The organism is Weissella confusa (genome assembly GCF_004766315.1).
GTDB classification, from domain to species: Bacteria; Bacillota; Bacilli; order Lactobacillales; family Lactobacillaceae; genus Weissella; species Weissella confusa_A.
Genome location: NZ_PVSN01000033.1, coordinates 1 through 24,429, shown reverse-complemented (window position 1 = coordinate 24,429; position 24,429 = coordinate 1). Strand labels below are relative to the sequence as shown.

At 44.1% G+C, this 24,429-nt stretch carries 29 protein-coding genes, 1 tRNA gene and 2 pseudogenes; 8 read left to right on the top strand and 24 right to left on the bottom strand.

What is annotated here, in order from left to right; all coding sequences use genetic code 11:
* Nucleotides 1-26 precede the first annotated feature (26 nt).
* Nucleotides 27-1,712 carry a D-lactate dehydrogenase gene (gene dld, locus C6P11_RS05210; protein WP_135519208.1) on the top strand — a complete coding sequence of 562 codons (1,686 nt, stop codon included), beginning with the start codon at nucleotides 27-29 and terminating at the stop codon, nucleotides 1,710-1,712.
* 118 nt (nucleotides 1,713-1,830) lie between these two features.
* On the opposite strand, the gene C6P11_RS10950 is transcribed toward dld, so the two are convergent.
* From C6P11_RS10950 to C6P11_RS05165, 10 genes are all read right to left on the bottom strand, one after another.
* Entirely contained in the window at nucleotides 1,831-1,980 is a 150-nt protein-coding gene (locus C6P11_RS10950; RefSeq protein WP_167849533.1) for a hypothetical protein, read from the bottom strand.
* A 150-nt stretch (nucleotides 1,981-2,130) separates the two neighbouring features.
* Entirely contained in the window at nucleotides 2,131-3,735 is a 1,605-nt protein-coding gene (locus tag C6P11_RS05205) for an ABC transporter permease (protein ID WP_135519205.1), read from the bottom strand.
* 1 nt (nucleotide 3,736) lies between these two features.
* Nucleotides 3,737-4,618, bottom strand: a complete 882-nt coding sequence (locus C6P11_RS05200; protein ID WP_135519203.1) for an ABC transporter ATP-binding protein — start codon at nucleotides 4,616-4,618, stop codon at nucleotides 3,737-3,739.
* Nucleotides 4,619-4,759: 141 nt separating this feature from the next.
* Nucleotides 4,760-4,832 (bottom strand) — tRNA-Arg (locus C6P11_RS05195).
* Nucleotides 4,833-4,958: 126 nt separating this feature from the next.
* Nucleotides 4,959-5,291 (bottom strand): hypothetical protein, encoded by a 333-nt coding sequence (locus C6P11_RS05190; RefSeq protein WP_135519200.1) that lies wholly within the window; start codon nucleotides 5,289-5,291, stop codon nucleotides 4,959-4,961.
* Nucleotides 5,292-5,305: 14 nt separating this feature from the next.
* Complete coding sequence (locus C6P11_RS05185) at nucleotides 5,306-5,956, bottom strand: DNA alkylation repair protein (RefSeq protein ID WP_135519197.1); 651 nt, start codon at nucleotides 5,954-5,956, stop codon at nucleotides 5,306-5,308.
* A 97-nt stretch (nucleotides 5,957-6,053) separates the two neighbouring features.
* Nucleotides 6,054-6,434 (bottom strand): hypothetical protein, encoded by a 381-nt coding sequence (locus C6P11_RS05180; RefSeq protein ID WP_135519194.1) that lies wholly within the window; start codon nucleotides 6,432-6,434, stop codon nucleotides 6,054-6,056.
* Between the two features lie 132 nt (nucleotides 6,435-6,566).
* The gene (locus C6P11_RS05175) at nucleotides 6,567-6,944 is read right to left on the bottom strand and encodes a DUF1048 domain-containing protein (RefSeq protein ID WP_135519191.1); all 378 of its coding nucleotides are present in this window, start codon (nucleotides 6,942-6,944) and stop codon (nucleotides 6,567-6,569) included.
* Nucleotides 6,945-6,946: 2 nt separating this feature from the next.
* The gene (locus tag C6P11_RS05170) at nucleotides 6,947-7,267 is read right to left on the bottom strand and encodes a PadR family transcriptional regulator (RefSeq protein WP_135519189.1); all 321 of its coding nucleotides are present in this window, start codon (nucleotides 7,265-7,267) and stop codon (nucleotides 6,947-6,949) included.
* A gap of 137 nt (nucleotides 7,268-7,404) precedes the next feature.
* Nucleotides 7,405-8,574 carry a DUF2075 domain-containing protein gene (locus tag C6P11_RS05165; RefSeq protein ID WP_135519187.1) on the bottom strand — a complete coding sequence of 390 codons (1,170 nt, stop codon included), beginning with the start codon at nucleotides 8,572-8,574 and terminating at the stop codon, nucleotides 7,405-7,407.
* Between the two features lie 167 nt (nucleotides 8,575-8,741).
* Here C6P11_RS05165 and C6P11_RS05160 point away from each other — a divergent pair, with 167 nt between their 5' ends.
* From C6P11_RS05160 to C6P11_RS05145, 4 genes and pseudogenes are all read left to right on the top strand, one after another.
* A complete protein-coding gene (locus C6P11_RS05160) occupies nucleotides 8,742-8,951 on the top strand; it encodes a hypothetical protein (protein ID WP_135519184.1) in 210 nt (69 codons plus the stop codon).
* A gap of 137 nt (nucleotides 8,952-9,088) precedes the next feature.
* Nucleotides 9,089-9,808, top strand: a complete 720-nt coding sequence (locus C6P11_RS05155) for an ABC transporter ATP-binding protein (RefSeq protein WP_135519228.1) — start codon at nucleotides 9,089-9,091, stop codon at nucleotides 9,806-9,808.
* Nucleotides 9,805-10,908: pseudogene (locus C6P11_RS05150) on the top strand (ABC transporter permease). The gene C6P11_RS05155 and the pseudogene C6P11_RS05150 overlap by 4 nt, the downstream one beginning before the upstream one ends.
* Before the next feature lie 6 nt (nucleotides 10,909-10,914).
* Nucleotides 10,915-11,547 carry a TetR/AcrR family transcriptional regulator gene (locus tag C6P11_RS05145; RefSeq protein WP_135519181.1) on the top strand — a complete coding sequence of 211 codons (633 nt, stop codon included), beginning with the start codon at nucleotides 10,915-10,917 and terminating at the stop codon, nucleotides 11,545-11,547.
* Between the two features lie 45 nt (nucleotides 11,548-11,592).
* Here C6P11_RS05145 and C6P11_RS05140 read toward each other — a convergent pair whose 3' ends face one another.
* The 7 genes from C6P11_RS05140 to C6P11_RS05110 all read right to left on the bottom strand — a co-directional run bounded on the left by C6P11_RS05140 (nucleotide 11,593) and on the right by C6P11_RS05110 (nucleotide 15,427).
* Nucleotides 11,593-12,111 carry a GNAT family N-acetyltransferase gene (locus C6P11_RS05140; protein WP_135519178.1) on the bottom strand — a complete coding sequence of 173 codons (519 nt, stop codon included), beginning with the start codon at nucleotides 12,109-12,111 and terminating at the stop codon, nucleotides 11,593-11,595.
* A 9-nt stretch (nucleotides 12,112-12,120) separates the two neighbouring features.
* On the bottom strand, nucleotides 12,121-12,573 hold the full coding sequence (locus C6P11_RS05135) for a MarR family winged helix-turn-helix transcriptional regulator (RefSeq protein WP_135519225.1): 453 nt from the start codon (nucleotides 12,571-12,573) through the stop codon (nucleotides 12,121-12,123).
* An 84-nt stretch (nucleotides 12,574-12,657) separates the two neighbouring features.
* Entirely contained in the window at nucleotides 12,658-13,266 is a 609-nt protein-coding gene (locus C6P11_RS05130; protein WP_135519175.1) for a cadmium resistance transporter, read from the bottom strand.
* Between the two features lie 156 nt (nucleotides 13,267-13,422).
* Complete coding sequence (locus C6P11_RS05125) at nucleotides 13,423-13,827, bottom strand: cupin domain-containing protein (protein WP_135519172.1); 405 nt, start codon at nucleotides 13,825-13,827, stop codon at nucleotides 13,423-13,425.
* Nucleotides 13,827-14,150 (bottom strand): carboxymuconolactone decarboxylase family protein, encoded by a 324-nt coding sequence (locus C6P11_RS05120; RefSeq protein ID WP_135519169.1) that lies wholly within the window; start codon nucleotides 14,148-14,150, stop codon nucleotides 13,827-13,829. Before C6P11_RS05120 ends, C6P11_RS05125 begins: the two co-directional genes overlap by 1 nt.
* An 11-nt stretch (nucleotides 14,151-14,161) precedes the next feature.
* Entirely contained in the window at nucleotides 14,162-15,025 is an 864-nt protein-coding gene (locus C6P11_RS05115) for an aldo/keto reductase (RefSeq protein ID WP_167849534.1), read from the bottom strand.
* A gap of 21 nt (nucleotides 15,026-15,046) precedes the next feature.
* Nucleotides 15,047-15,427 carry a DUF2255 family protein gene (locus tag C6P11_RS05110; protein ID WP_135519222.1) on the bottom strand — a complete coding sequence of 127 codons (381 nt, stop codon included), beginning with the start codon at nucleotides 15,425-15,427 and terminating at the stop codon, nucleotides 15,047-15,049.
* 99 nt (nucleotides 15,428-15,526) lie between these two features.
* Here C6P11_RS05110 and C6P11_RS05105 point away from each other — a divergent pair, with 99 nt between their 5' ends.
* The 3 genes and pseudogenes from C6P11_RS05105 to C6P11_RS05095 all read left to right on the top strand — a co-directional run bounded on the left by C6P11_RS05105 (nucleotide 15,527) and on the right by C6P11_RS05095 (nucleotide 17,671).
* On the top strand, nucleotides 15,527-16,417 hold the full coding sequence (locus C6P11_RS05105; protein WP_135519163.1) for a LysR family transcriptional regulator: 891 nt from the start codon (nucleotides 15,527-15,529) through the stop codon (nucleotides 16,415-16,417).
* Nucleotides 16,418-16,442: 25 nt separating this feature from the next.
* Nucleotides 16,443-16,774: pseudogene (locus C6P11_RS05100) on the top strand (putative quinol monooxygenase).
* A gap of 144 nt (nucleotides 16,775-16,918) precedes the next feature.
* On the top strand, nucleotides 16,919-17,671 hold the full coding sequence (locus C6P11_RS05095; protein ID WP_135519160.1) for a hypothetical protein: 753 nt from the start codon (nucleotides 16,919-16,921) through the stop codon (nucleotides 17,669-17,671).
* Between the two features lie 32 nt (nucleotides 17,672-17,703).
* Here C6P11_RS05095 and C6P11_RS05090 read toward each other — a convergent pair whose 3' ends face one another.
* The 7 genes from C6P11_RS05090 to C6P11_RS05060 all read right to left on the bottom strand — a co-directional run bounded on the left by C6P11_RS05090 (nucleotide 17,704) and on the right by C6P11_RS05060 (nucleotide 23,511).
* Nucleotides 17,704-19,059, bottom strand: coding sequence for an FAD-dependent oxidoreductase (locus tag C6P11_RS05090; RefSeq protein ID WP_135519157.1), 1,356 nt, complete (start codon nucleotides 19,057-19,059; stop codon nucleotides 17,704-17,706).
* Between the two features lie 112 nt (nucleotides 19,060-19,171).
* Nucleotides 19,172-20,095 (bottom strand): DMT family transporter, encoded by a 924-nt coding sequence (locus tag C6P11_RS05085; protein WP_135519154.1) that lies wholly within the window; start codon nucleotides 20,093-20,095, stop codon nucleotides 19,172-19,174.
* 206 nt (nucleotides 20,096-20,301) lie between these two features.
* Nucleotides 20,302-21,681, bottom strand: a complete 1,380-nt coding sequence (gene abc-f / locus C6P11_RS05080) for a ribosomal protection-like ABC-F family protein (RefSeq protein ID WP_135519151.1) — start codon at nucleotides 21,679-21,681, stop codon at nucleotides 20,302-20,304.
* Nucleotides 21,682-21,940: 259 nt separating this feature from the next.
* Nucleotides 21,941-22,348 (bottom strand): hypothetical protein, encoded by a 408-nt coding sequence (locus C6P11_RS05075; RefSeq protein WP_135519148.1) that lies wholly within the window; start codon nucleotides 22,346-22,348, stop codon nucleotides 21,941-21,943.
* Nucleotides 22,349-22,418: 70 nt separating this feature from the next.
* Nucleotides 22,419-22,763, bottom strand: coding sequence for an MmcQ/YjbR family DNA-binding protein (locus C6P11_RS05070; protein ID WP_135519146.1), 345 nt, complete (start codon nucleotides 22,761-22,763; stop codon nucleotides 22,419-22,421).
* Between the two features lie 92 nt (nucleotides 22,764-22,855).
* A complete protein-coding gene (locus C6P11_RS05065) occupies nucleotides 22,856-23,083 on the bottom strand; it encodes a hypothetical protein (RefSeq protein WP_135519143.1) in 228 nt (75 codons plus the stop codon).
* 17 nt (nucleotides 23,084-23,100) lie between these two features.
* Nucleotides 23,101-23,511, bottom strand: coding sequence for a type II toxin-antitoxin system death-on-curing family toxin (locus tag C6P11_RS05060; RefSeq protein ID WP_135519139.1), 411 nt, complete (start codon nucleotides 23,509-23,511; stop codon nucleotides 23,101-23,103).
* Nucleotides 23,512-24,429: the final 918 nt, after the last annotated feature.

The window sequence follows — 24,429 nt, the reverse complement described above, 5'->3', positions numbered from 1 at the left end:
GTAATCAAATATAGGGGGATATTATTTTGAATACAATAGAAGCATTACGCGCTATCGTCGGAAAGTCGCGTGTTATCACGTCACCTGATAAGTCGCTGCGCTATCGCAAAGGTTATCGATCAGGTCGCGGGGATGCCTTGGCAGTTGTGTTGCCGGGTACACTAATGGAACTTTGGGAAGTTTTGAAAGTCTTGCACGACAATGACCTGATTATCGTTATGCAAGCATCGAACACCAGTCTAACTGAGGGATCAATCCCTGCACCTGGGTATGATCGCCAAGCTGTCGTCGTGAACGGGTCACGTATTAAGGGGATGCAACTCATTAATCACGGTGAAGAAGCCTTGGCCTTCCCCGGTACCACACTATACAAGTTGGAAAATACCTTGAAAGCTATCGGTCGTGAACCACACTCTGTTATCGGTTCATCGAACTTGGGTGCATCGGTTATTGGCGGTATCAACAACAATTCAGGTGGTGCCTTAATTCAACGCGGACCAGCCTACACTGAACAAGCCTTGTATGCACAAATTGATGAGCATGATGAATTGCGTTTGGTGAACCACCTCGGCATTGCCTTGGGTGATACGCCCGAAGAAATCATCACTAACCTCGAAAATCGTAACTTCAACGTCGATAACGTACCGCACAGTCGTACGCGTGTTGGTCACAACCGCGACTATGAAGCACGCGTTCGTGACATTGACTCAGATACACCAACACGTTACAACGCCGATCCAAATGAATTGTACGAAGTTTCTGGTGCTTCTGGTAAGTTGGCAGCCTTCGCAGTACGTCTGGATACTTTCCCTAAGGAAGGCGCTTCAAAGGTCTTCTACATTGGGACGAATAATCCCGATGTCTTAGAGCGTTTGCGTCGTCATATTCTGTCTGAATTCACCCACTTACCTGTTTCTGGTGAGTACATGCATAAAGACGCCTACGAGATGGCTAAGAAATACGGGAAGGATTCTTTGATTGTCATCGAAACACTTGGCACCAATGTTCTACCATACTTATTTGGGATGAAAGCAACCACTGAACGCATCTTGGATCACATTCCAACCTTCAAGCCATACTTCCCGGACCGTGTTTTGCAGCACATGGGACAACTCTTCCCTAATCAACTGCCAAAGCGCATCGAGGATTACAGCAAGCGTTACGACCACTATTTGCAACTCAAGATGTCAGGCGATGGTATCGACGAGGCCCGCGCCTTCTTGCAAGACTTCTTTGCAACTGAAGACGGTGATTATTTGGAACTTGATGATAAAGAAGCTGAACGTATTGCCACCCACCGTTATGTGACGGCCGGTGTTGCCATTCGTTATGAAGAAGTCTTCCAAGACGACCATATTGAAATCTTGCCGCTCGACATTGCGTTGCCACGTAATGAATTTAAGTGGTTTGAGGAGTTGCCAAAAGAAATTGAGGATAAAATACAATACAAGCTCTACTACGGCCACTTCCTAGATCACGTTATGCACCAAGACTACATTTTGAAGCCGGGTGTCGACGCACACGAGTTGAAGAAGGACATGTTGGCCTTGTTGGATAAGCGCGGTGTCATCTACCCTGCTGAACACAATGTTGGTCACTTGTACGAAGCTGCACCTGCTTTGGTCGCCCACTACAAGAAGAATGATCCAACAAACAGTTTCAACCCTGGTGTTGGTAAAACCACCATGCGTAAGTATTGGGGAAATTATTAATTAGCTCAAGCGACTGGGATACTTATCCTGGTCGTTTTTTAATGCAAAAAAGCAGCACCGCGTGGGCACTGCTTCATGTTATCTATTCAGTTTTTACACGTTATCTAGCGCGTCCGACTTAGTGCAAGCCACGACGGTTAATTTCACGGTATAACACCGATAGTGATGCGTTGGCCAAGCGTGTACTACGCTTGTCGACCATCACTCGCTTGATACCTGCATCCTTCAGCACTGCCTTAGCCCATGCCTTCGTACCAGTTAAAATCATCGTTGTTTCCTCCTTTGATTTTCTCTATATTCGTGTACAAACACAGGTTAACATATCGAAAAGGCCGAGTGCAAAAAGACGTAAAAACTGGGTAAAAATCACAAATGTTCGCTTGCATCCAAACAGTACGGGAACGTTTGTTGGGGTTCCTTAAACCAAATCACGGTGCTTAAATCCGATGTAGCCAAGGACAAAACAGGCAACTGAGATTAAACTCATCGTTACCATCACTGCAGTATTTGGTGTCGACACGGGGATGTTTGTTGACCAACCATATGGCGATAGTTGCAAAAACCACTTTGGTAAATCCAACAAATTGCGCAAATAGGTGAGCAAGAAAAAGATGCCAAAGTAAGCATACAGAACGCCAAACACCCTTGGTATCCAACCGAGTAGCAAAGCACCAACGCCAAACGACACCAAAAACGTTGGCAAATAGCCGATTAACACGCGTTGAATTTGTTCAGCCGGAATAGAGCCCGTCACCGAGCTATTGCCGACCTGCCAAACAACCAAGATACCAACCGCAAAAGCAATGACGCCGGCGACGGCTGCCGTTAACGTGTAAGTTGTAAATAACCGTAGCCGACCAACCGGCTGTCCAGCAATTAAATCCAATGACCCATTGCGTCGATCTTGCAGATAACGTTGCATCACGTTTAAACTCATCAACGTCACAAACAGCACCATGAACATCGCAATCATTTCCAAGAAATGCGCATAAAGTGTCTGCGTCATCACTGTTGTCGCTTTAACGCCAACAATCGTTTCGATTTGGGTGCTACCGGATAACACTTCTTGGACATCACCGAAAATGCTACCAAACATGGCCGCAAATACCAATATGGCAACAAACCAGCCGACAATGACCTTCGCCTCCACTCGCATAAATAACGTTGTGAAGCCCCGCAAACTTGCAGGCACGTGTTGCCGACCGCGACCGGTCATTTGCAGCAAACCGGCTCCTAAATCACGTTGCTGGCTTAATCTAACTGCCACAAGGCCCAGCAAAATCCCAATGATTACCATCACGATGATCGCCCAACTGTCGTTTTTGCCAAATACGCTCGCTGATTCAAGCCAGTTAAACGGTGACAGCCAAGTTAAACCATGCCAGTGCTTAACATCAATCATCGACCGCAGAAAATAGATACCCGCTAAGAAGCCATACCCGAAGAAGTTCGCTGAGCGACTGTCCGCAAAGACTTGCGACCCTATCAAAGCGACACCGCCCATAAAGATGCCAAATGCCACCATCAACCCAACGAATACTAGATATCCTGCTTGGTTGGCACCAGTCATTGGCATCGATAGCCAGGCCACATACATCCCCAGACCATTAATGATGTTAACGATGACAAGCTCCAGCGCAACTGCGATTACGGTCACCGTTTTTGGCGTCGCCGTCGCTAGAATCAACTCCGTTTCACCCGATTCTTCCATTTTACGGGTACCACGAATGGCTAACTGCACACTCATCAAACCCGTTAAAGTCGCCATTAACGGCAACATAATCGCACCCAATACTAATGCAATAGTCACATGATCACCACCTGGCATCTTAGTGAACAGCGCCACCATCATCGGTGTATCCATCATCTGGCGCAACTTGGCAATATCGCCATCACCACTATAGAGATTCACTATCTTAGCGAGTCCCGACACAATCATTGCTGCATTAATGACCACCCAGATGATGATTAATTTCAAATCCGTCTTTAAATTCGCGCGGAGTAAGCGACCTAAATTAGGCATACTACACATCCCCCGCATCGTAATATTGCATGAACAAATCTTCCAACGTTGGTGGTGTAACTTTCAAATCCGTGACGCCAGCTTCGGTCAATTTCGCCAACGCAATCGACAAATATTCGTGCGCCACACTAAACGACACCTCCCCGCCATCAGCCATAAACTTATCAAACATCGTTAGTCCATTGGCATCAGCCACCGTTGCTTTCACGTTCAGTTCATCATGACCTTGCATATCAGCCAAAGACCCTGTTTCAATGATTTCACCATGACGAATAATTGCCACGCGATCAACCATTTTTTCGACTTCTGACAAGATATGCGAACTCAAGAATACTGTTTTACCAGCTTGCTTCAGCGCTAATACCTCCGTTTGGAAATTGCGTTCTTGCAGTGGATCCAAACCACTCGTCGGTTCATCGAAAATGTAGAACGGTACGTCGGCTGACAACGCGGCTATAATGGCCACCTTTTGACGATTTCCCTTCGAGTACGTGCGTGCTTTTTTCTTTGGGTTCAGGTCAAACTTCTTGATTAGCGCGTCTACGCGGTCTGTGCGGGGATGCCCGCCCATCTTCAGCAACAAGTCAATGATTTCACCACCCGTTAAATTCGGCCATAAAAACACATCACGCGGTACATAGGCCAACTGACGGTGTACTGTCACCACATCCCTAGTGGCGTCTTGACCAAGTAATTGAATGTCACCACTATCCTTTTTTAGCAATCCCAAAATAACGCGAATTGTCGTTGATTTACCAGCCCCGTTCGGACCTAAAAAGCCAAACACTTCCCCTTCATTTACAGTAAACGAAACGTTTTTCAACGCCTCAAATTTACCAAACTTTTTATGTACGTTTTTTACCACTAATACTTCTTTTGCCATATCATCATCCCCCTTGGCGTTACACTGCCATTATGTAACAGTTAAATACCTATCTACAATGCATAACTATCGGGATTCACAGTTTATTCGGATATGACAAAAAAGTTCCGAAAGAATTAACTTTCGGAACTTTTATCGTAGTGGGCCTAGCAGGACTCGAACCTGCAATACCCGGTTCGTAGCCGGGGTGTTTATCCAATTAGCATATAAGCCCAATGTTTAATTCGTTGCCTCAACAACATAGTTAAATATACGCCCTTTGTTTTTGTTTGTAAAGTCTAAAACCTCAAAAAAGTAAATAAAATTCCTGAAACGGATTATTATCGGCGCTAAACACTAATTAATGCAAATTAATCCCAGGTATAACCACACCGATAACAAAAGCCACAAGGCGGAAGCCAAAGTTAGCTGGAACGTAGCGCGTCGCCCAGTTGAATAGGATTAATAATTCCAAAATGACCACTGGCCCGCCAAACATCAACAATGAAAATAAGTTTTCACCCGCTTCGCTGGCCCTAAACCAAGGCAAAGGAGTTGGTCGCAATCTCTCTGGCATGTCCGAAATAACGATTCCACCCAATGCAGAGCCTAATACATATATAAATCCAACACTAGCAAGCAGACCAAGTGCCAAATTCACTACATAAACTAGAGCTTTTTCAAAATATCTCATCTTACTTCTCACTACTAAACATATTTGCTACCTTCACGAACCGATAATGGCGCCATTTCGCCCTCATGTACGTTAATAAACTCACGGACCCAACCAGGATTCGTCTTACTATACTGACGTAACGCCCAGCCGATTGCTTTGTTAATGAAAAACTCAGACGAACCAAAATTGGCAGTTAGGATTTCGGTCATTAACGTCGTATCCGTTTGATCCTTCAGAAACAGCTGGTGAAGAATCGCCAAACGACGAACCCAAAAATCGTCATGCTGACTCCAAGCCAGCATCGTCGCTTTCGTTTCAGGATACGTGACAACAATATGACCAACTTCGTGCGCCATGTTATCAACGGTATCCCACCACGATTTACGCATCGCCAATGCTTGGAAACGTGCTAAATCCTCAGGAACCAACAAATCCATCTGGGCTTTCAACATATCCAATGCCACATATTGGTATTCACGTGCGTCACGTTCCCAAGCGGCGGCCACGAAGTCCCAGTCGATTGCGCCACTTTGCTTGGCAGCCTTGATAAACGGCTTCGTTAGCTCTCGGCGGACTGGTGTTTTAATGCCAAAAAACGGAAACTGGTTGCGTTGGTATGCAGCCATCCCCACAGCCGTTTCCGGATCTGCATGCGCCTTAAGTAGATCAAATAGGTCTTGCATAACGCACCTCCCTCGTATTATTAAGCACAAGTATAACAAAATAAAACACCCAACATCGCATCCAAACAAGGTTAGGTGTTCAAAGTCATATTGTATATTAAGCAGCCACGTTTTCGATAACTGCCAATACGTTTGCACGGTAGTCTGATGACTCATCGTTCAAACGGCAAATTGTGTAGTAGGCATCCTTATAATCAAAGCCATCACGACGTGTTGCAGCGTAAACCATCAACAAGTTGCAAGCATCTTCAGCTGATTCAAGATCACGTAGTTGCTCGCCGGCTTCGATAGTACGGATATCTGACATGTAGTCTTCGTAATCAAACGTATACCATGTTTGCATCTGCTCCAAAACTGGGGCAGCCCAACCTTCTTCACGAACAACAGATGAAACCGTTTGGCCAGCGCGCAACTTGCGTAGCACATTGTTGAAGTGATTGTTTACATTAATAATATTCGTCGTCATCACAGCAGTCATGTCGTTTACCTCTAAATCATTTTTATCAATGTATTTACTATAGCATGAACTTGTGAAAAAAGGAACAAACAAACACTTAAAACGCCTGTAAATACGCTTACATAGCCGTTTTATTTTGTGAAAACGTTATCATTATTGCAACTTTGAGAGATTTTCAGCAACACGCTTATTGATTTTAGCCTTCACATTATCCGTCCAACGCTTAGCTTGCATCTCACGTAAAGCATTCTCTGCGAATTCCGCAACATCGTTACCAACCAAATCAAGCACCGGTACATTATTAGCTGCGCCTTCCTCGAAAAAGTCGATCAAATCGTAAATACCAGCCATCATATCCATGCCATCACCACCAGCAAAATGCCAGAAGTAATTTTGCACTTCGCCGATGACAACTTGATAATCCGCTGGCATCGCTTTAATGCGCGCTTGTTGCTTGTTCCACTCCGCCTTGTCGGCCTTCATTTGCTTGAAGTCAAACCACTTCTTAATGTCCGTCCATTCTAGTGCCATTGTTAATTCTCCTTCAACTTGTTCAACTGCGCTGTGATAAAGCCCCAGCGTTCCCAGAAATCACGCAATTCTGCTTCGCCTGCTTCGTTCAGTGTGTAAAACTTACGCATCGGACCAACATCAGATTTCTTTTTGGCAACGTTCACGAGATCCTTCTTCTCAAGACGAATCAAAATCGTGTAGACCGTGCCTTCAACAATATCTTCAAAGCCGGCGTCTTGAAGGGTTTTGGTTATTTCGTAACCGTATGTTTCGTGGCGGTTGATAATCTCAAGCACCACACCCTCAAGGACTCCTTTCAGCATTTCTGTTATGCCAGTCATGTTATTTCCTCACTACTCCGTATTGCTTAGTACCACTATATATTAAAACTAAGTAGTCAATACGTCAACTACTTTGTGTCACAAAGTAGTGAATACAAAAAACGCGCTTAGCTACGAGCTAAACGCGTTAATTATGTTTACTTATTTTCTTCTTGCAATTCAAGCAAACGTGCACGCAAGGCGTCATCGTATGCCGTCAAGTACAAACCATACTTACCACGCTTGATCAAGACGTTCAAAACGTTGGCAATAAAGGCCTTGTACTCTTCTTCCGTGAACTTACGGTCTTGGCGCTTCTTGAAAATTTCCTTGTGAGAATACTTTTCAGGAATAATCGTCACGCTGTCCGTCTTAGGATCGTAACCAAATGAAGGACCGATAATCATCCCCACATAGTTCAAATCGAATCCTTGCAGCGTGTAAATCGTTCCGACTTGGGTAATTGAACCCTCACGCTTTGCCCAGTGCGTACGTTGTGGATCCCACTCGTCCCAAGGCAAGTTGAATGTATCCATTTCAACATTGTGGCGGCCGTCAATACGTGGGAATCCTGACGTTGCAACAACACGACTTTGACCGAATTCCTTGTTCTTCGCCTTAATGGCTTCGTACAAATCACCCGCCTTGTCAAAGACCTTGAATTCAAAATCAGAATTGTTTGGGAATGGGTGCAATGGCTTTTCAGCCGTCAAATCATCCATCCAGTCCACTTGTTCTTGACTAGCTACCATTCTGTATTGGAAGTCCATGTCGAATTGGTGATATGGGTGCTTGCCAATCGTCTTAAATAGCAAGTCCTTGTCCCAGTACATCTTTGATTGGAACACTTGGGCGAAGTCGTAAACCACGACCACAACCTTGGCCAAATCCATCAAGTCTTTCAATTGGTTTTCACCATTGTAGTGCATGTATGGTTCTGGCTTTGACAATAGCAAGTGCGCTTCATCAACGAAAATTACATCGTACTTCCAGTTACGCTTTTGTGCGTTGTTAATCAATGGCGTAGGACGCGTAATGTCCTTGTCGCGCATACCTGGAATATCAACGGCCAAATCCTTGTACGCCTTGAATAACTCAGGGTGGTTAACAGCCAATGCAGTCTTGTAACGCTTGTCAGTCATGTACTTAGTAACCAAGTTCATCAAAACAACTGACTTACCAGTACCAGCAGCACCTTGGATAATAGCTACACGGTGATCGTTTTGCTTCAAACCATCCCCAATGTAGGCGTTCATGTTAGAAATAACAGCTTCTTGTTGCGCTGATAGATTATCAACGAAAAATTGTTCTTGTAAAATCTTATTCATAATGTTTTCAATTATACAACGTGCACGCCTATTAAGCCACGGACCTTCCTGACAAAAAATACATGTCAATTTGTGCCATTTCCAGCACTTTGCCCCTGACAGGACTGACAACTCGCCTCGCCTAGTGTATCCTAACGGCAAATAAATCAGTTCAGGAGGAACCAATCATGCTATCCATTCAAACAATTTTGACATACGGGGTCATCATTTTAGCCGTAGTTCTTGTGATTTCAGGTATCGTTGGCATTATCAACTACATCCGTAAAAACGCTGGTCATGTCACATTTGGTGGCGTGGTTAAAAGTTTCTTCAAAGGAATCGGCTGGCCATTCATTTGGATGATCGAATTTGTCGGCTTGGCAATTACATTCTTATAGAGCAGACTCTAGCTTCACAGTCATGTGAGGCTTTTTTATTGCATAAATCCTTGCACCTTCATTTGATTGCGGTATACTATCCTTGAATAGGTAAGTAATCACTTACTTACCAAATTTACAAGAAGGATAATATGACTATGGCTCAAGAAATCATCAACCTATCTGACGTCAAAAAATCGTTTGGTTCGCAGCCCGTTTTAAAGGACGTGTCTTTTCAAGTCCACGGCGGCGAAATCGTTGGTCTAATCGGGCCATCAGGCACCGGTAAATCAACAATCATTAGGATTACGCTTGGTATGAAAAAAGCTGATGGCGGCCAAGCAACTGTTTTCGACACAGTGATGCCCAATCGTGAATTACTGGCTAATATCGGTTACATGGCACAGACCGACGCGCTTTATGACGCTTTAAGTGGTCGTGAAAATCTCGCCTTCTTTGCCAAGATGAAAAATGTGACGCACGATGTGGCAACAGAAATCAATCACGTTGCCGAAGTGGTTGATTTGACCAGTGATTTAGACAAACGCGTCAGTGGTTATTCTGGTGGTATGAAGCGGCGGCTATCATTGGCCATCGCCCTGCTCGGTGCACCTGAACTATTAGTACTAGATGAGCCAACTGTTGGGATCGATCCATCATTGCGCCAAAAAATTTGGGCGGAATTAACACGACTACGTGATGAGGGTCGTGCCATTTTGGTAACCACTCACGTCATGGATGAAGCGGAGCTAACCGATCGTGTTGCCCTACTACTTGGCGGGTCTGTGATTGCAAACGATGCACCAAAGGCCTTAGAACAACAATACGGTGTTGATTCAATTGAACACGTCTTTTTGAAAGCGGAGGCCCAACGATGAAAACATTTGCAATCGCCAAACGCGTTTTAACTGAATTTATTCGCGACAAACGCACCCTCGCCTTGTTGTTTGTGGCGCCTTTATTGGTGCTCGCACTAATGAGTTACGTCTTTAATGTTAATACCACGGCAACAAGTTCAATTGCGACAGTCCAAGTGCCAACCGCAATTTAAAACAACCTTGATGCTACAAAGCACGTTTCCGTTAAGGCTTACGATTCTACGGCATCATCTAAACAGGCTTTGGAAGCTGAACGCGTTGATGCAATCATTGATTATTCAGATAACACCTACCACGTAACTTATGCCAACACGGATGTTTCAAAAACCGCATTAGCGAAGATGGCCTTACAAGGTGCCATCACCAAATCAAATATTACTGGTATGGCGGATGCGCTAAAATCCTTAGAAGCCAGCTTACCGGCTGCTGCGCAAACAAAAGAAGTCTCTGAGCAAACACCTAGAATATTGAACACGTACAATTACGGTAATGCTAATTCAACTTTCTTTGATAAGATGATGCCGATTTTGATGGGGTTCTTCGTGTTCTTCTTTGTCTTCTTGATTTCGGGGATGGCCTTATTGAAGGAACGTACATCCGGTACACTCGAACGTTTGCTAGCAACCCCAGTACGCCGTGCCGAGATTGTCACTGGCTACTTAATTAGTTATGGTTTGGTGGCCGTTGTGCAGACTTTGTTAATCGTCTTGTTCACGATTAACGTCTTAAACGTTCAAGTCGCTGGTTCAATTTTCTTAGTCATCTTAACGACCCTTTTGTTGGCTTTGGTTGCCTTGGCGTTGGGAATTTTCATGTCAACATTTGCACAATCCGAATTCCAAATGATGCAATTTATCCCACTAGTTGTCGTACCACAAATTTTCTTTTCTGGCTTGATTGATTTACATGCCATGGCCGACTGGGCGCAATGGTTAGCTAACTTGTTACCAATGAAGTACGCGGCATCCGCTTTGACCGATGTCATCCTCAAAGAAGCCAACTTCTCTGACATTGCCGGTAATTTGCTTGCTTTGATAATTTTTATTATCATTTTAACGATTGGCAACATTGTTGGCCTAAAGCGTTATCGAAAGGTGTAATTTAACATGACTGATCAAGTTTTAAGTTTTGATGAATGGCTAACAACCACTGACATGCCCGATGGCAAACGCCGTATTCTACGTGCCGCAGTAAGCCTATTTGCACAAAACGGCTTCCATGCAACCTCTACCGCTGCGATTGCCAAAGAAGCTGGTCTCAGTGATGCGACCATGTTCAAGCACTTTAAAAATAAAAACGCGTTGCTGGATGCGATTCTGGCACCACTACTTGAACAACTAGTGCCCAATGTCAGTGAGCAATTCGTCACATCTGTTCAAGATAAAGCAACCACTATCAATGACGTCATCACATTCATTGTGTCTGATCGTTGGTCATTCATGCAACAGAATAACGAAGTGATTCAAGTATTGGTAAACGAAGCCCTGGCTAGCGCGACTCTCAGGGAGCATATGATTAGCGAAATTGGCCCAAAGTTAAGTCATATAACGACAATTTTGCAAGGCCTAATGCGTAGTGATTCATCTATTAATCCGCAGTTAACCGGCTATGATTTGCTTCGCATTATTGCAGGCCAACTGATGATTCATTTCATGTCACAATATAAGTTCCAGACCCAACTTAATGATGAAACGGTACTCGCGAACGTCACCTTAATGACCCAGCAAGCACTGCGTTAACAGAAAAACCTGCTGAATCTAAATCAGCAGGTTTTTCGTTTACACTTACAATTCCTTGGCCATCAAGATATCAGTCTGACGATCTGTACCCATGTAGAAATCGTGTGACTCACCAGTCCTTGAGAAACCCATCTTCTCGTAGAAAGCAATCGCATTCGGGTTGTACTCCCAAACGCCAAGCCAAATGCGATCCTTATTCAGCTCATTGGCAACTTTTTCAGCCTCAGTAATGAAGACGCGCCCCAATCCACGGCGTTGGAAACTTTTACGAACATAGATGCGTTCAACTTCGAGCGCTGTCTCACCCATTTCCTCAGACTGGGCATCCCCAACGTTCAACTTCAAATAGCCCGCAACTTCATCATCTACCATCACGAAATAGAATAACGAACCGACATTTTCTAATTCTTCTGCAAGCACCGATTCTTGATATGCATCAGCCAAATAATCACGCAAATTTTCAGGTGTGTTTTGGGCACCGAATGTATCCGTAAACGTTTCAATTGAAATCTCACGTAGCTCATTTACATCAGCTACAGTTAGTCGCTTAAGTGTTGTCGTCATGTGTCTCTCCTAGTACTCTCGTTGATGGCCTTTCTTCACAGCATTCCAGTCAGTCGCAACATTCTCGCGCATTCGGTGTAACAGGTTATTCAGTGTTTGCACCTCATCTGCTGTAAATCCTTGCAGCGCTATCGTCTCCGAATAATCATTTTCACGTTTGATAACGTCATACAGTTCACGACCTTTATCCGTCACTTCCAAATGCTTAATCTTCAAGTTTTCTGCGCTGTCACGCTTCACAATCATACCGTCCGCGAGTAGCTTCTTAACGGCACGCGCAACAGTGGTGCGATCAACCATAATCATCTCAGAAAGCTCTTCCTGGATGATGCCGGGATTCTCCGCAATGCGTGCTAAATACAAATACTGACCCTTCGTCAGGTTAAATGACTTGAACTCAACATTACTAATTGAATCCAAGGATCTGGCAATCATTCCGATTTCTCTTAAATTACTCGTCATTGTGTCATCCTCAGAAATTATCATATCTCGTTTTTGTTGCATATGCAACAAAAACGCCCGTTAATGATAACGAACGCCAATGTGTTATAAGTTCAAAATGTGCGACATCGTGCCGGCTTCAACAATGACCAGTACGCCAAGTATGATGTAGACGAGCGCTGTAATCCAACGACCAAACCGCCCAAACACTTCCCCAATTTTTGGAATCTTTGCCAAATTTTGGCTAGCGAAGGCCAAAAATAAAATGTTCACCATGAATGTTGCTAACGCAATTACCAACCGTCCAGCCGATAGCGTTGTCATGTACGGTGTAAATAACCCGATATTATCCGGCAAGCAGCTAGACAACGCAATTATCATCATCGTTAAGACGAGTGATTTATCTTCGCGTTCTCGCGCAATCTTGCGTGCATTTTCATCTGCCTCACACGCTGCAAACAAGTAACGAATACCGAACGCAATTGGCACAAACCCCAAAAACCCAAGTATCCAATCCGCCGGTATAAATTTAAAAACAAACGCAAACAACATTGGTACCATCACCAAAATTGTTGACCCCATTACCTGTCCAATCAAAATTTGACGGTGTTCTGTTTTCGTTGGATACATCGCAAATAATGTTAATAGAATTAATAGCAAATCGATCGCAGTCGTCCAATAAAGAATCGTCGTAGACACGATTGTATTAATCATATGTTCATCCCCCTTCCTAAACATGAAAATATTAACATGTTTAGTGGAGACACTTACTCATCATTCACCTATCCGGTATGCCTTTCAGGTCTACGGTAAAAATTTTCTTGCATGTAAAAAAATGCCTACGCAATTGCATAGACGTTAATTGTTAATTTATAAGGCATCATATAACTCGTCAGAAACGGGCTCAAGCCATTCAGGTGTTCCAGCCGTAATCGCAATGTGCTCAAACCAGCTATCCCTCTTCGCGCCGTGCCAGTGCTTCACACCATCTTTGGTCACAATCGTATCACCTGCCTTCAATGATTGCGCCGGTTGACCTTCTTCTTGATACCAACCTTCACCAGCAGTGACAAGCAAAATTTGGTACCCGTCATGGTGAATGTGCCAGTTATTACGTGAACCTGGCTCAAACGATACTGAGCCAACCCCGATTTTATCATCAGGTGACGTCACCAAATTCGTTAGGTACGTATCACCCACAAAGAATTCCCCGTATGGATTCAAAACACCCTCTGGGAAAATCGTCCCTTGCTTAATTTCTTCGTACTTTGCCATTACTTTTCTCCGAATACTTCTTTTGCAATATTGAACGCTGACCACGCTTTTGGCCAACCAACGTAAAACGCCAATTGCGTAATAATTTCAGCCGCTTCATCAGCGGTCAAGCCATTGTCCTTGGCCTTCGCCATGTGAAATGGCAATTGCTCAAAAGCACCAGTTGAAATCAATGCTGTAATGGTCGTTAATGAACGATCACGGGCTGACAATTCAGCTTCACGCGCCCAGACTTGACCAAACAAAACCTCATCATTCAGTTCCGCAAACTTGGGTGCAAATTCTCCAAGTGCGTCATGTCCTGCTGTTACTTTTTCTGCCATGATGTCCACCTCTAATCCAACGTGCCACCGTAAACCGGGAAGCCACTAAATTCGCCATAGTCGTTAAACGTCACCTTGTTCAACAACGTCATATCGTCATCAGAAATCGCGAAGTCCACTGTTGCATTTGCAATCATGTGTGCCTCAGACGTTGCTTTTGGTAATGGCAATGTGTTCAGTTGCAACAAGTAGCGCATACCCAATTGCGCAACAGAAACGCCGTACTTGTCAGCAATTTGTTGCAGGTTTTCGTTCTTCAACATTTCACCGTGACCGAATGGTGAGTAAGCTTCAATTTGAATGTCATGCTTTTGGGCATACTCGAACACGCTAAATGGTACATTACCAATGTGCGCCAAAACTTGATTAACTGCCGGCTTCACATCACTGTTATCAAGGATATTCTGCAAGTCAATTTCATCGAAGTTTGACACACCGATTGCACGAATCTTACCAGCAGCTTGGGCTTCAGATAGCGCACGCCAGGCTGCCAAATTGCCTTCAAAGAAACGCTCATCATTTTGGAATTCAACCCAAGGCTTTGGTGAGTGAATAATCATCATATCAATGTAATCGAAATTCAAATCGGTTAGTGAACGATCGATTGCGGCAACTGCCTCCTCGTAGTTCTTAAATTCAGCTTGCAACTTAGTCGTCACAAAAATGTCTTCACGTGGCACACCGGCGTGGCGAACACCACGACCGACACCGATTTCATTGCCGTATGCTTCGGCAGTATCGATATGACGGTAACCAACTTTAATCGCTGTCTCGACTGCCTTGGCTGCATCATCATTATCTTCAATCATCCAAGTCCCAAAACCAATCTTTGGAATCTTGACGCCATTGTTCAAAGTATAGGTTTCATCAAAAATCGTCATACTAATGTCCTCCGTTTATTTAAGAATCACGCGCACCGTTGCATTTCGTGGACCGTCTGCAATCATTGGTGGCATGTACTGGCTACCCGCGTATTTCGTACGGTAAGCGTCATCAATTTCATCTTGTAGCGCTTCATGACCAGTGACCGGCACGAGTTCAAATGCAACCGTGTATTCATTACCGGCAATCATAATCTTGCCAGCGCCCTGATCTTTAGCGGCGTTATACCATCGTGACTGTTGACCATTCCAAGCTCGCACGTAAAGGTCACCATCAACTACGACGGACCAAATCCACGTTAACGTGCCTGGCGTGGTGCCATCTGCACGATAAGGTGCGATATGAAAGTCATCAGCCTGCGCAAACGTTTCTTGTTGTGTTGTTGTTAATGTCATCATTTCCACCTCCACTGCTTTATGACTCCAGTATATTGCGCTATAATAACCATTACCAATGCTTTGTATTTATGGACAACTATAACGAAAGGTAATGATATGGAACTCCGCGTTTTACGATATTTTCTAGAGGTTGCCCACACCGGTACCTTGACCGCCGCTGCAGCTAAACTCAACGTTACACAACCCGCTTTATCGCGCCAACTAAAGTTGCTGGAAACTGAATTAGGTGTGACACTCATTAACCGTGAGCATAAACCCGTTTCCTTAACCCCTGAGGGCATCTATTTGGCAAAGCAAGCCGAAGACTTAATTGCTATCGCTGATAAAACAGTCACTAATCTACAATCAAAAGACGCGATTGCCGGTGTCATCACGATTGGTGCAGCGGAAACTAAAATGTTCAACCACGCAATTAAGGCAATTTCAGCCATGCAACATGCTTATCCGAATGTGACTTTCACAGTCATTTCTGGCTCCACAACCGACTTACTAGATCGACTTAACCAAGGCGAACTAGATTTCCTTTTTGCGCTCGATTTCACCCAAAAGGCATCGTACGATTATCTCGACTTTCCAGACGAAGATGTCCGTGGTGTATTCATTAATAAGCATCATCCCCTGGCTAATGAATCAGCAATTACTGCCGATCAGCTCAAGGAATACCCGCTGACAATTTCACGTCAATCATCTTTCAACGATTCGCTAGTGGAAGAACTTGGCCTCAATGCCTCAGATTTGAACATTCGCCTCAAGTACAACTTAATCGGCAATTCCGGTATGTATCCAATGATTGATAATCATATTATGCTCGTAGGTATTGAGGGGGTTATCAACATTCCTGAACTACTCTTCAAGCCATTTTCACCAAAAAACGTTTCAGTTGGCTCAATGATTTGGACTCACACCCCGTTCTTGTCACCATTACACGAAGAATTTATCCATTTTCTAGAAGATGAATTGACGAACACAACTCGTGATATGTCATAATAGCGAGTACAGGGGGTAATTAAACATGAGCATTACTGTAAACTTGTACTACACTGGTGAAAATGGTGCAGCCCAAGCATTCGCCAAAGAAATGACTGAATCCGGTGTTGCCAATCGTATTCGTGCTACTCCAGGTAACGAACGTTATGAGTATTTTCAGCCACTTGATGACCCAGAAACGATTTTGTTGATTGACGCATGGCGCGACCAGCAGCAATTGATGCCCACCACGCATCACCCATGATGACTGAAATTGCACAATTACGTGAGAAATATGATTTGCATATGCATGTAGAACGCTTCATTAGCGATAAGGACGGCATGCCAGCGTCTGACCAGTCATTTATTCGTAAGTAACCAAACGAGCTCTAGTAGCTCGTTTTTTTATTTAAAATGATGCATTGCTCAAGCAAACTGCCGTCTGCCTTATACAGGAAAGCACGAATCTCAAAATGTTTTGACAAAATGCACCGTCGTATACTGCAGGTGGAGGTTATTATCATGCAAGATGTCAGGCAATCAACTGTTACAAAAATTGAGCTTAAAAAGGCTGTCCTCCTCAGTGAACAAATTGCGCAATTAAAAGAACAAACGGAACAAGTTTTTGGGGAACACGGTCAGCTATTGCATATTTTTATGCAAAAAACGCATGGCCTAACCCCTGAACAATTCCGGGAACAATTTTCTAAGATGCCCACAAGTACTGGACCTGGTAACGTGAATTGGTTCGACGTGTTGGACGAAAGTAACGCTTCCCTGACCGAAATTGCTTTCATAGAAGAATTTTGGTACCGCCTTTTTCTCGGTATTGCTTGTGTGTATCATAACCACAATTGGATTAACTACGATAAATTCAACTATGATGAAGCTTATCGTTATCGTGTGTACCTGGTTGTCAAAGAAATGGTCTGCTCGACATATTTTGAATATTCTGAACCCGATCCATTTACGCTAAAACTATTGATGTTTAGTGGGTTGGCTATTACGCTGACCCTGACTTTGGCACACCTGATTCATTTTGAGCCAGTTGGGGATGTCTCAAATTGGACGTTTTATCTAGCCGGCTTTATTATCGGGATTTTCTTGATCATTTTGGCAATAACATTGTGGGTGACTAACCGGATTCGCTTAACGTCAACCACACGTTTAGACCATCAACTATATGCATGGTTGGGTGTACCACCATCAAACATCACCATTCCACTCCACCGTGCCAGTAAGAAAAAACTGGTGGTGACTAATATTACGGCGTAAAAAAAGAGCGACTAAATCGCTCTTTTTTTCGTCTACTTCAATAATTCAGTTTCTAACACTTGTACAGCTGCTTGAACGGCATCACAAGGTGCACCAACAACTGGCGAATACGTCAAATCCAAGTCGCTAAACGCTTCAACCGTCATGTCGTTATAAATTGCGGTTGCAAAGACATCCGCTCGTTTCGCCACTTCGCTACCGTACTTACCCACCAATTGGGCACCTAAAATTTTGTGTGAATCCTTGTCTGCAGTCACACGAATCGTGATTTTTTCAGCACCTGGGAAATAACCCTTGTGATCATCTACGACCGCAGTTGTCGTGATTGGCGTAAAGCCAGCTGCAGTTGCCTCATTTGGCAATAAACCTGTACGAGCCACAATCACATCAAACGCACGCAAAACCTGCGAGCCGATGATTCCTGCAAAATGCGACTCACGACCCACAATATTAGCACCGGCAACGCGACCTTGTTTATGCGCCGTTGTACCAAGTGGCAAATACGTCGCACCTAATAGGCGGTGCTTGGTCTGAACCAAGTCACCTGCTGCATACACGTCAGGGAGATTCGTACGCATCTGGTCATCAACCACCACCGCATTTTGATTGGTAACAGTCGCACCCGCATTGACCAACAGCTCACTGTTTGGTCGAACGCCCACAACGACCAGGACAAAATCGAATGCGTCATCCGTCGTTGACCCGATTAGTTGGTACCCGGCTTCCGTTGCTTGAATTTCAGTAATCGTTTCATCAGTTAATACCGTGACACCATTATTAGTCAATGCATCATGTACAGAAGCAGCCAGATCGGGTTCAACCGTCGATAACACTTCAGACCCACGTTGTACCAGCGTCATCGAAACATCGCGTCGCGTCAACGCCTCTGCCATCTCGATACCCACATAACCAGCGCCAACAATTGCTGCACGCTTTGGTTGATGTTGCACCAATTGCGCTTCAATATCAAAGAAGTCACTCATTGTATGCAACACATGGATACCTGCGCCTTCACCGGCAATTGGCAATTCCTTTGGCACAGCCCCGGTTCCAACCATCAACTTGTCGTACGTAAACGTCAATTGGTCGTCACCACGAAATGCCGTCACCGTGTGCTTCTCGGCATCGATCGCTGTGGCCCATGTATTCATGTAAAAGTCGATGTCATAAGCCTTCAAATCATCTACTGTTCGGTGCGCTAAATTTTGCCATTGGGTCACTTCTTTACTGACCGCATATGGAATGCCACAAATTGACAAGTTTGGGTATTCATCCGCCAAAATCATCGTAATTTTAATCGTGGCATTCAGTTCACGGGCGCGTAGTGCAGCTGAAATACCAGCATCACTCCCACCAATGATCAACATCTCTGTTTGTACGTTGGTCATTTAATCGTCCTCTTATTTTCTAATAGTAAGTTAATTATACGTGGGTGAATCAAAACGTGTCAAACACAAAAAGCCAGCAGATGATTAATCACCTACTGGCCAAGCGTTATTTCTAAACTAATTGAATCAATGCAACCCCGACAACCATGATAATGATTCCGAGAATTTGCATATAATTAACGCGCTTCTTAACTGATTGATACCAGCCAAATTGTTGAACGATGATGGTTCCGATTAACATACCCATCAAACCAAGGATGGCACCCATTCCAGGTCCAAGTACCGGCACAACGATTCCAATGAAGAACACGAATAGTGAGCCAGGAATACCACCTAGGAAAGCCCACCATGGCGATGCCTTCATACCTTCACGATTAAAGAATGGTCGTTCTTTTACGGCAACCAAAATCGTTAGCAAAATCAACGCACCAACGAATGACACAAAGGCCCCATCAACTGGCGCACCCAACAAGTGACCCAAGTGTCCGGTAATAGCTTGTTGGAATGACGCGAACATTCCCGTCAAAATTCCCCAAACATGCCAGAAAACCGACCCGCTTGGTGCTGAGCCGTTCTTGTTTTCCAAACGTGCACTCAATACGACGGCAACCAACACACCAATCATAACCAAGATAACGCCGATGACCTTAACAGCCGTCAACGCAACCGTTTCTGCTCCGACCCAACCAAGGGTTTGGAGCATCATTGACATCACAACTTGTCCTAGCGTTGGTAGGACAACCGTCTTAACCGCCCCAACATTCTTAAACAAGAGAATGTTTGACGTTTGATACAGCATCGAGAAGATTCCCGCTAAGTAGACCCACCATGGTTGGTTTGTCTTAGTTAGCGCGATGATATCGCCCAAGAAATGTGGGCTTTGAATAAATGCAATGGCTCCTAAGAAAATCACACCCAGTGAAAAACTCAAGAGTGCAGCGCGGAATGGTGACTTCAAAGCACCACCCAAACGCGCGTTAATTGGGCTTTGGTTTGAAACCGCGAAACCACCTAATAATCCCAAAATGTAAAACATAATAACTCCATTCGTACAGACTCAAAATTCAGTAATCATTGTTGAATTTAACGAGTGCTGACGATGTTTACTTGATAAAGTCCACAGCATCAACACTATGCTGTGCACCCACCTGGTTGTTCAGAACGCATGTTAGAACCCTCCACTTATTTTTTGCAAGTAACATTATGCACGCATTTTGGGGTTTTGAAAAGGTTATATCACTTTTAGTCTTGTGGCACCAAACGTCCATTAACAATCTGCCAAACATCAGTCGCCACATCAGCAACAAACTGTTCATCGTGCGAAACGAACAGGACAGCTTGTTGGGTCTCCAGTAGATACGCCGTTAAGGCTTCTAAGGCTGGAATGTCAAAATAATTAGTTGGTTCATCCAACACCAACAACTCACTTGTCTGTAGCAACGCCTTCACCAAAGCCACACGGACGCGCTCACCACCACTCATTTGGCCAACCATTTCATTGACCTGCATTAAGCGAATCCCCATCGCACCTAAGAAATTACGGGCTACCTGCTCAGACTCGCTGCTGGTCAGCATGACATTTTGCAACGCCGTTTTCGTCGTATCTAGCTGACTTAAATCTTGGTTGGCCACACTCACTCGCAGATTATCAGCATGTGTTACGCCGGGTGCTCCTGATAACAAGTGCTGAATGAGCGTTGATTTACCCGATCCATTCGGTCCAACAATCGCAACGCGGTGACCGGTTTCAATTTTGAACGTCACGTTCTCAAGCAAAACATTATCAGCTTGCGCCACCGTCATATTCAAGGCTGCTACAACTGGTTTACCCAGTCGAACATTCAGTGGATTTTGCAACTTTAGTTTGGTGGCATCAGTAGGTTTCTCGACCTTGCCCAGACGTTCAATGCGACTATTCAACGCTTTCTTTTGTTGTGAAAACCCTTTTTCAACCCCATTTAACCCCGATTTCATCGCCTCGATTTCAGCGTGACTGTGTTTGTGGGGGTTAATTTTCTTTGCTCGAGCCGACTTTTCGCCGGCTGTTTGCGCTCGCTGAGCTAATCGTTTCTTTTCGTTTGCGACTTGCTTATAGACTTGCATCTGAGCGCTTCGTTTTGAAGCAGCAGCAGCCAAATAGTCATCATAACCACCATTGAATGCGGTAACGGTACGATTTTCAAACGACCAAACGGCAGTCGCCACCTCACGCAAAAAAGCACGATTGTGAGAGACGACAATAACCAGCCCTTTAAACCGTTGCATTGTCTTCACCAGCCATTCGTGATGATCAACATCCAAGTGCGATGTTGGTTCATCTAGAATCAAAATATCAGGTCGTTCTGAAATTGCTTGGCGGATCAAACGTTGCGTCATTTCACCACCAGATTCACCCACGATGTCATTAATTTGTGGTACTGTCGCCACATACCCCGGTAGATTAATCTGACCAGTATAATCCGTATTAATACCTTGCAACATGTTGAGCAACGTCGTCTTGCCAGCACCGTTTTCACCAACAATCGCAACAACACCTGTGGTCGGAATCGTCAGATGATCAATCTCAAACAGTTTTTCACCATCAATAGTCTTTACAACATTTTGAATTTGTCCTTGTAACATAAAAGCCTCCAATCTCACCACAATGAGACTGGAGGCACTCTAAAAAGCATGTTCGTCAAACACGCAAAAGTCCACACTAAAACCAATCTCATTGATAACTTTCTATCATTATGAAATCAGCTTAATTGCGCAATGGACCTTACCCCGTGTTCTTTTAGTAAGTGTAGTATGACAGAAGCGTTTGTCTTGGTCAAGCTGAACAACTTCGGCATAACAAAAAGGAACCAGTCGCGAACCGATTCCCCAAAACAATATTATCTTAATCACAGTACAAATGAACTGCCTGAATAGCTGCATCTACCGTCGCGGAATCTGGATTGCCATATACGTGGATAGGGGCCATTGGCACTTTTACACCGTCAACGTCCCTATAACCAGTAATTCCGACCGCATTCTCATTTGAATCAAACCAGAACCCGCCATTTTCCTGGTCATGCAATACCCAAGTCTGCTTATCTGGATGTTCGTTCAAAACCTGCTCTAATGGGCGGATAGCGTGATCGACACCATATGTTTGCGCGTCGAGCACCCAAGCTCGCTCCGTTGGGTTGGCCGGCAAAACTTCACCGATACTTGGATTGTCAGTTGCAACGACTTTATTTGACTGTGTTGCATACATAAACATCCCCATCGTCGCAACTGTTGCCAACAAAACTTGTTTGATCATAAATTCTTTCTTTGCGTTCCCTCTTGCAATATATTCATATTCCCACAAAGGTTAGAAGAAATTATGACCATCACTTGGTAAGCGCATCGCTCTCTGCCAACATCCCCAAGATTTCCTGCTCAGTTAAGTCAGTATCGTTAACAGCAATCGTCACCCAATGCTGCTTATTCATATGATAGCCACGGTCTACACCACGTGTTTTAATCATTTCGTCCACGTGATCAGGCGTCAACTTCAAAGATAAGTGCAAAACACCCTCATGCTCAAAAATCATCGCCGTAATTTTGTCGCTGCCATTGTGCTTCATAACAGTCCAAATAATCTTTTCATGTGATGTGAACTTATTGAATGGATAAGTTTCGTGAGTTGCCGAGTTTTCGTATACAAGGTCAATCAATTTTTGCTTATCATACACGTCAGTCACTCTCCAAATGGGTTTTGTTTCACCTTATCAAAGCGTCGCCCATTTAGCTAACTTTATTTTTATCGTGACATCAGCAGCAAATCTTACTGACCGTTTACCTCAAAGATAATTTCATCCCCAACGTTTGCTTTAACGCCCAAAATCAACGCATTATGAACCGGATTTGATTCCTGTGACGGTATATCACTTATGTGAATGACTTTGCCGTTAAGACGAACAACTTGGCCAATCTTCGTACCCATCGGCAAATTTTCATCCAAGGCAACAAGTGTCATGTCCCTAACTGAAAATGCATCAATTACTTTCGCCATACTTTTCTCCCGAGCTCTCATTTGCTTTGCGTAAAATGATTTGACAACCACCTAGCGATTAACATCATCGTTTCTTCAGAATTATCACTTTGAACCAATTCCAAAATAAAATTCCGTGCAACTTCGTTATAATCCTCACCCATCGGTTGATACCCATTTTCCTGCAAGAAACGCAAAACCACAAGTCCCGCAGTACGCTTGCTGCCATCAACAAATACCGGCGTCTTAATAATTTGTTGCATCATATAGGCCGCTTTCACCCAAATTGTTGGATAAACTTCCTGGCCAAACACAACCTGCTTCGGCTGTTCAATCACAACTTCAAAAGCTCGTGGAGATTGAATGCCAGCATTGCCTCCTAATGTAGCTACTGCTTGCTCGTTCAACTTAAGCAATTCATCTCGAATTAAGTAATGTGTTTCTTCCATAACGCTATCTCCAGTCACCACCATGTCGTAAAACCACATTATAGCTAGTTTCTGGCTATTTGGGGCAACATAAGTCGATTTGCTGACCCTTATCTTGTTCAGCGTCGACTTGCTTTCTCATAGACCCACTTTGCAGTACGCTCGTGATCAACTCTTTCATAATCGACGAATTTGAAGTCATATTGTTTTAAACCCATTAGGCCAAAGAGCTTTTTATCATACACGGTGCCAAAATAGCTCGTTTCACCAAGTGTCGCCGTCCTGTAAGTCAGCACCTTGTTCCCCTGATCAACGCGCGCTACATTCCCCTGTACTGGACCTTGTTTTTGATACAAAAACATCATGAAAACCAGAAAAAGGACACTGAACACAACCTTATAATAAATTGGTCTGATGTAAATTAGCACTGCTATGCCTGTAAGAATTCCAAACCAGACCCATCCAAGTTTTAGAACTATCCAAAATTGTAAGCTACCATTCGTCACGACAGTCGGTGCGAACAACGCTAAAAATAGTATTGCAATGAACTTTCGCACGTCAATTTTTCTTGTGGCAGTATTTCTGCGTTTACTACCCGGATTATTCATGCACTAAATTTTTAACCACAGCTAAATCAGTAAAATACGATAAATCACCTTGAAACTGCCAGTACCTTGGCACGGTTTCAGGGTGTTTTTTTCGATTGGGCGTTTTTTGAGAAAAATGGGCACACTAAAACCAGCCAGATTTTGCTATTTTTTTGAAAATCTACTTCGTTGTTTTATTGCCACAAAGCATTTAGTCGTTCCCAAGCTCGCCAGAACAGACCATCGAATTGTTCTTGGATGCGGCTATCTAACGTCAAGATCACCTTGCGGGCGTGCTTAGTGACACGTCCCCCGATTTTTAACAAACGGTCTCGAAAGGTGTTGATTGTCC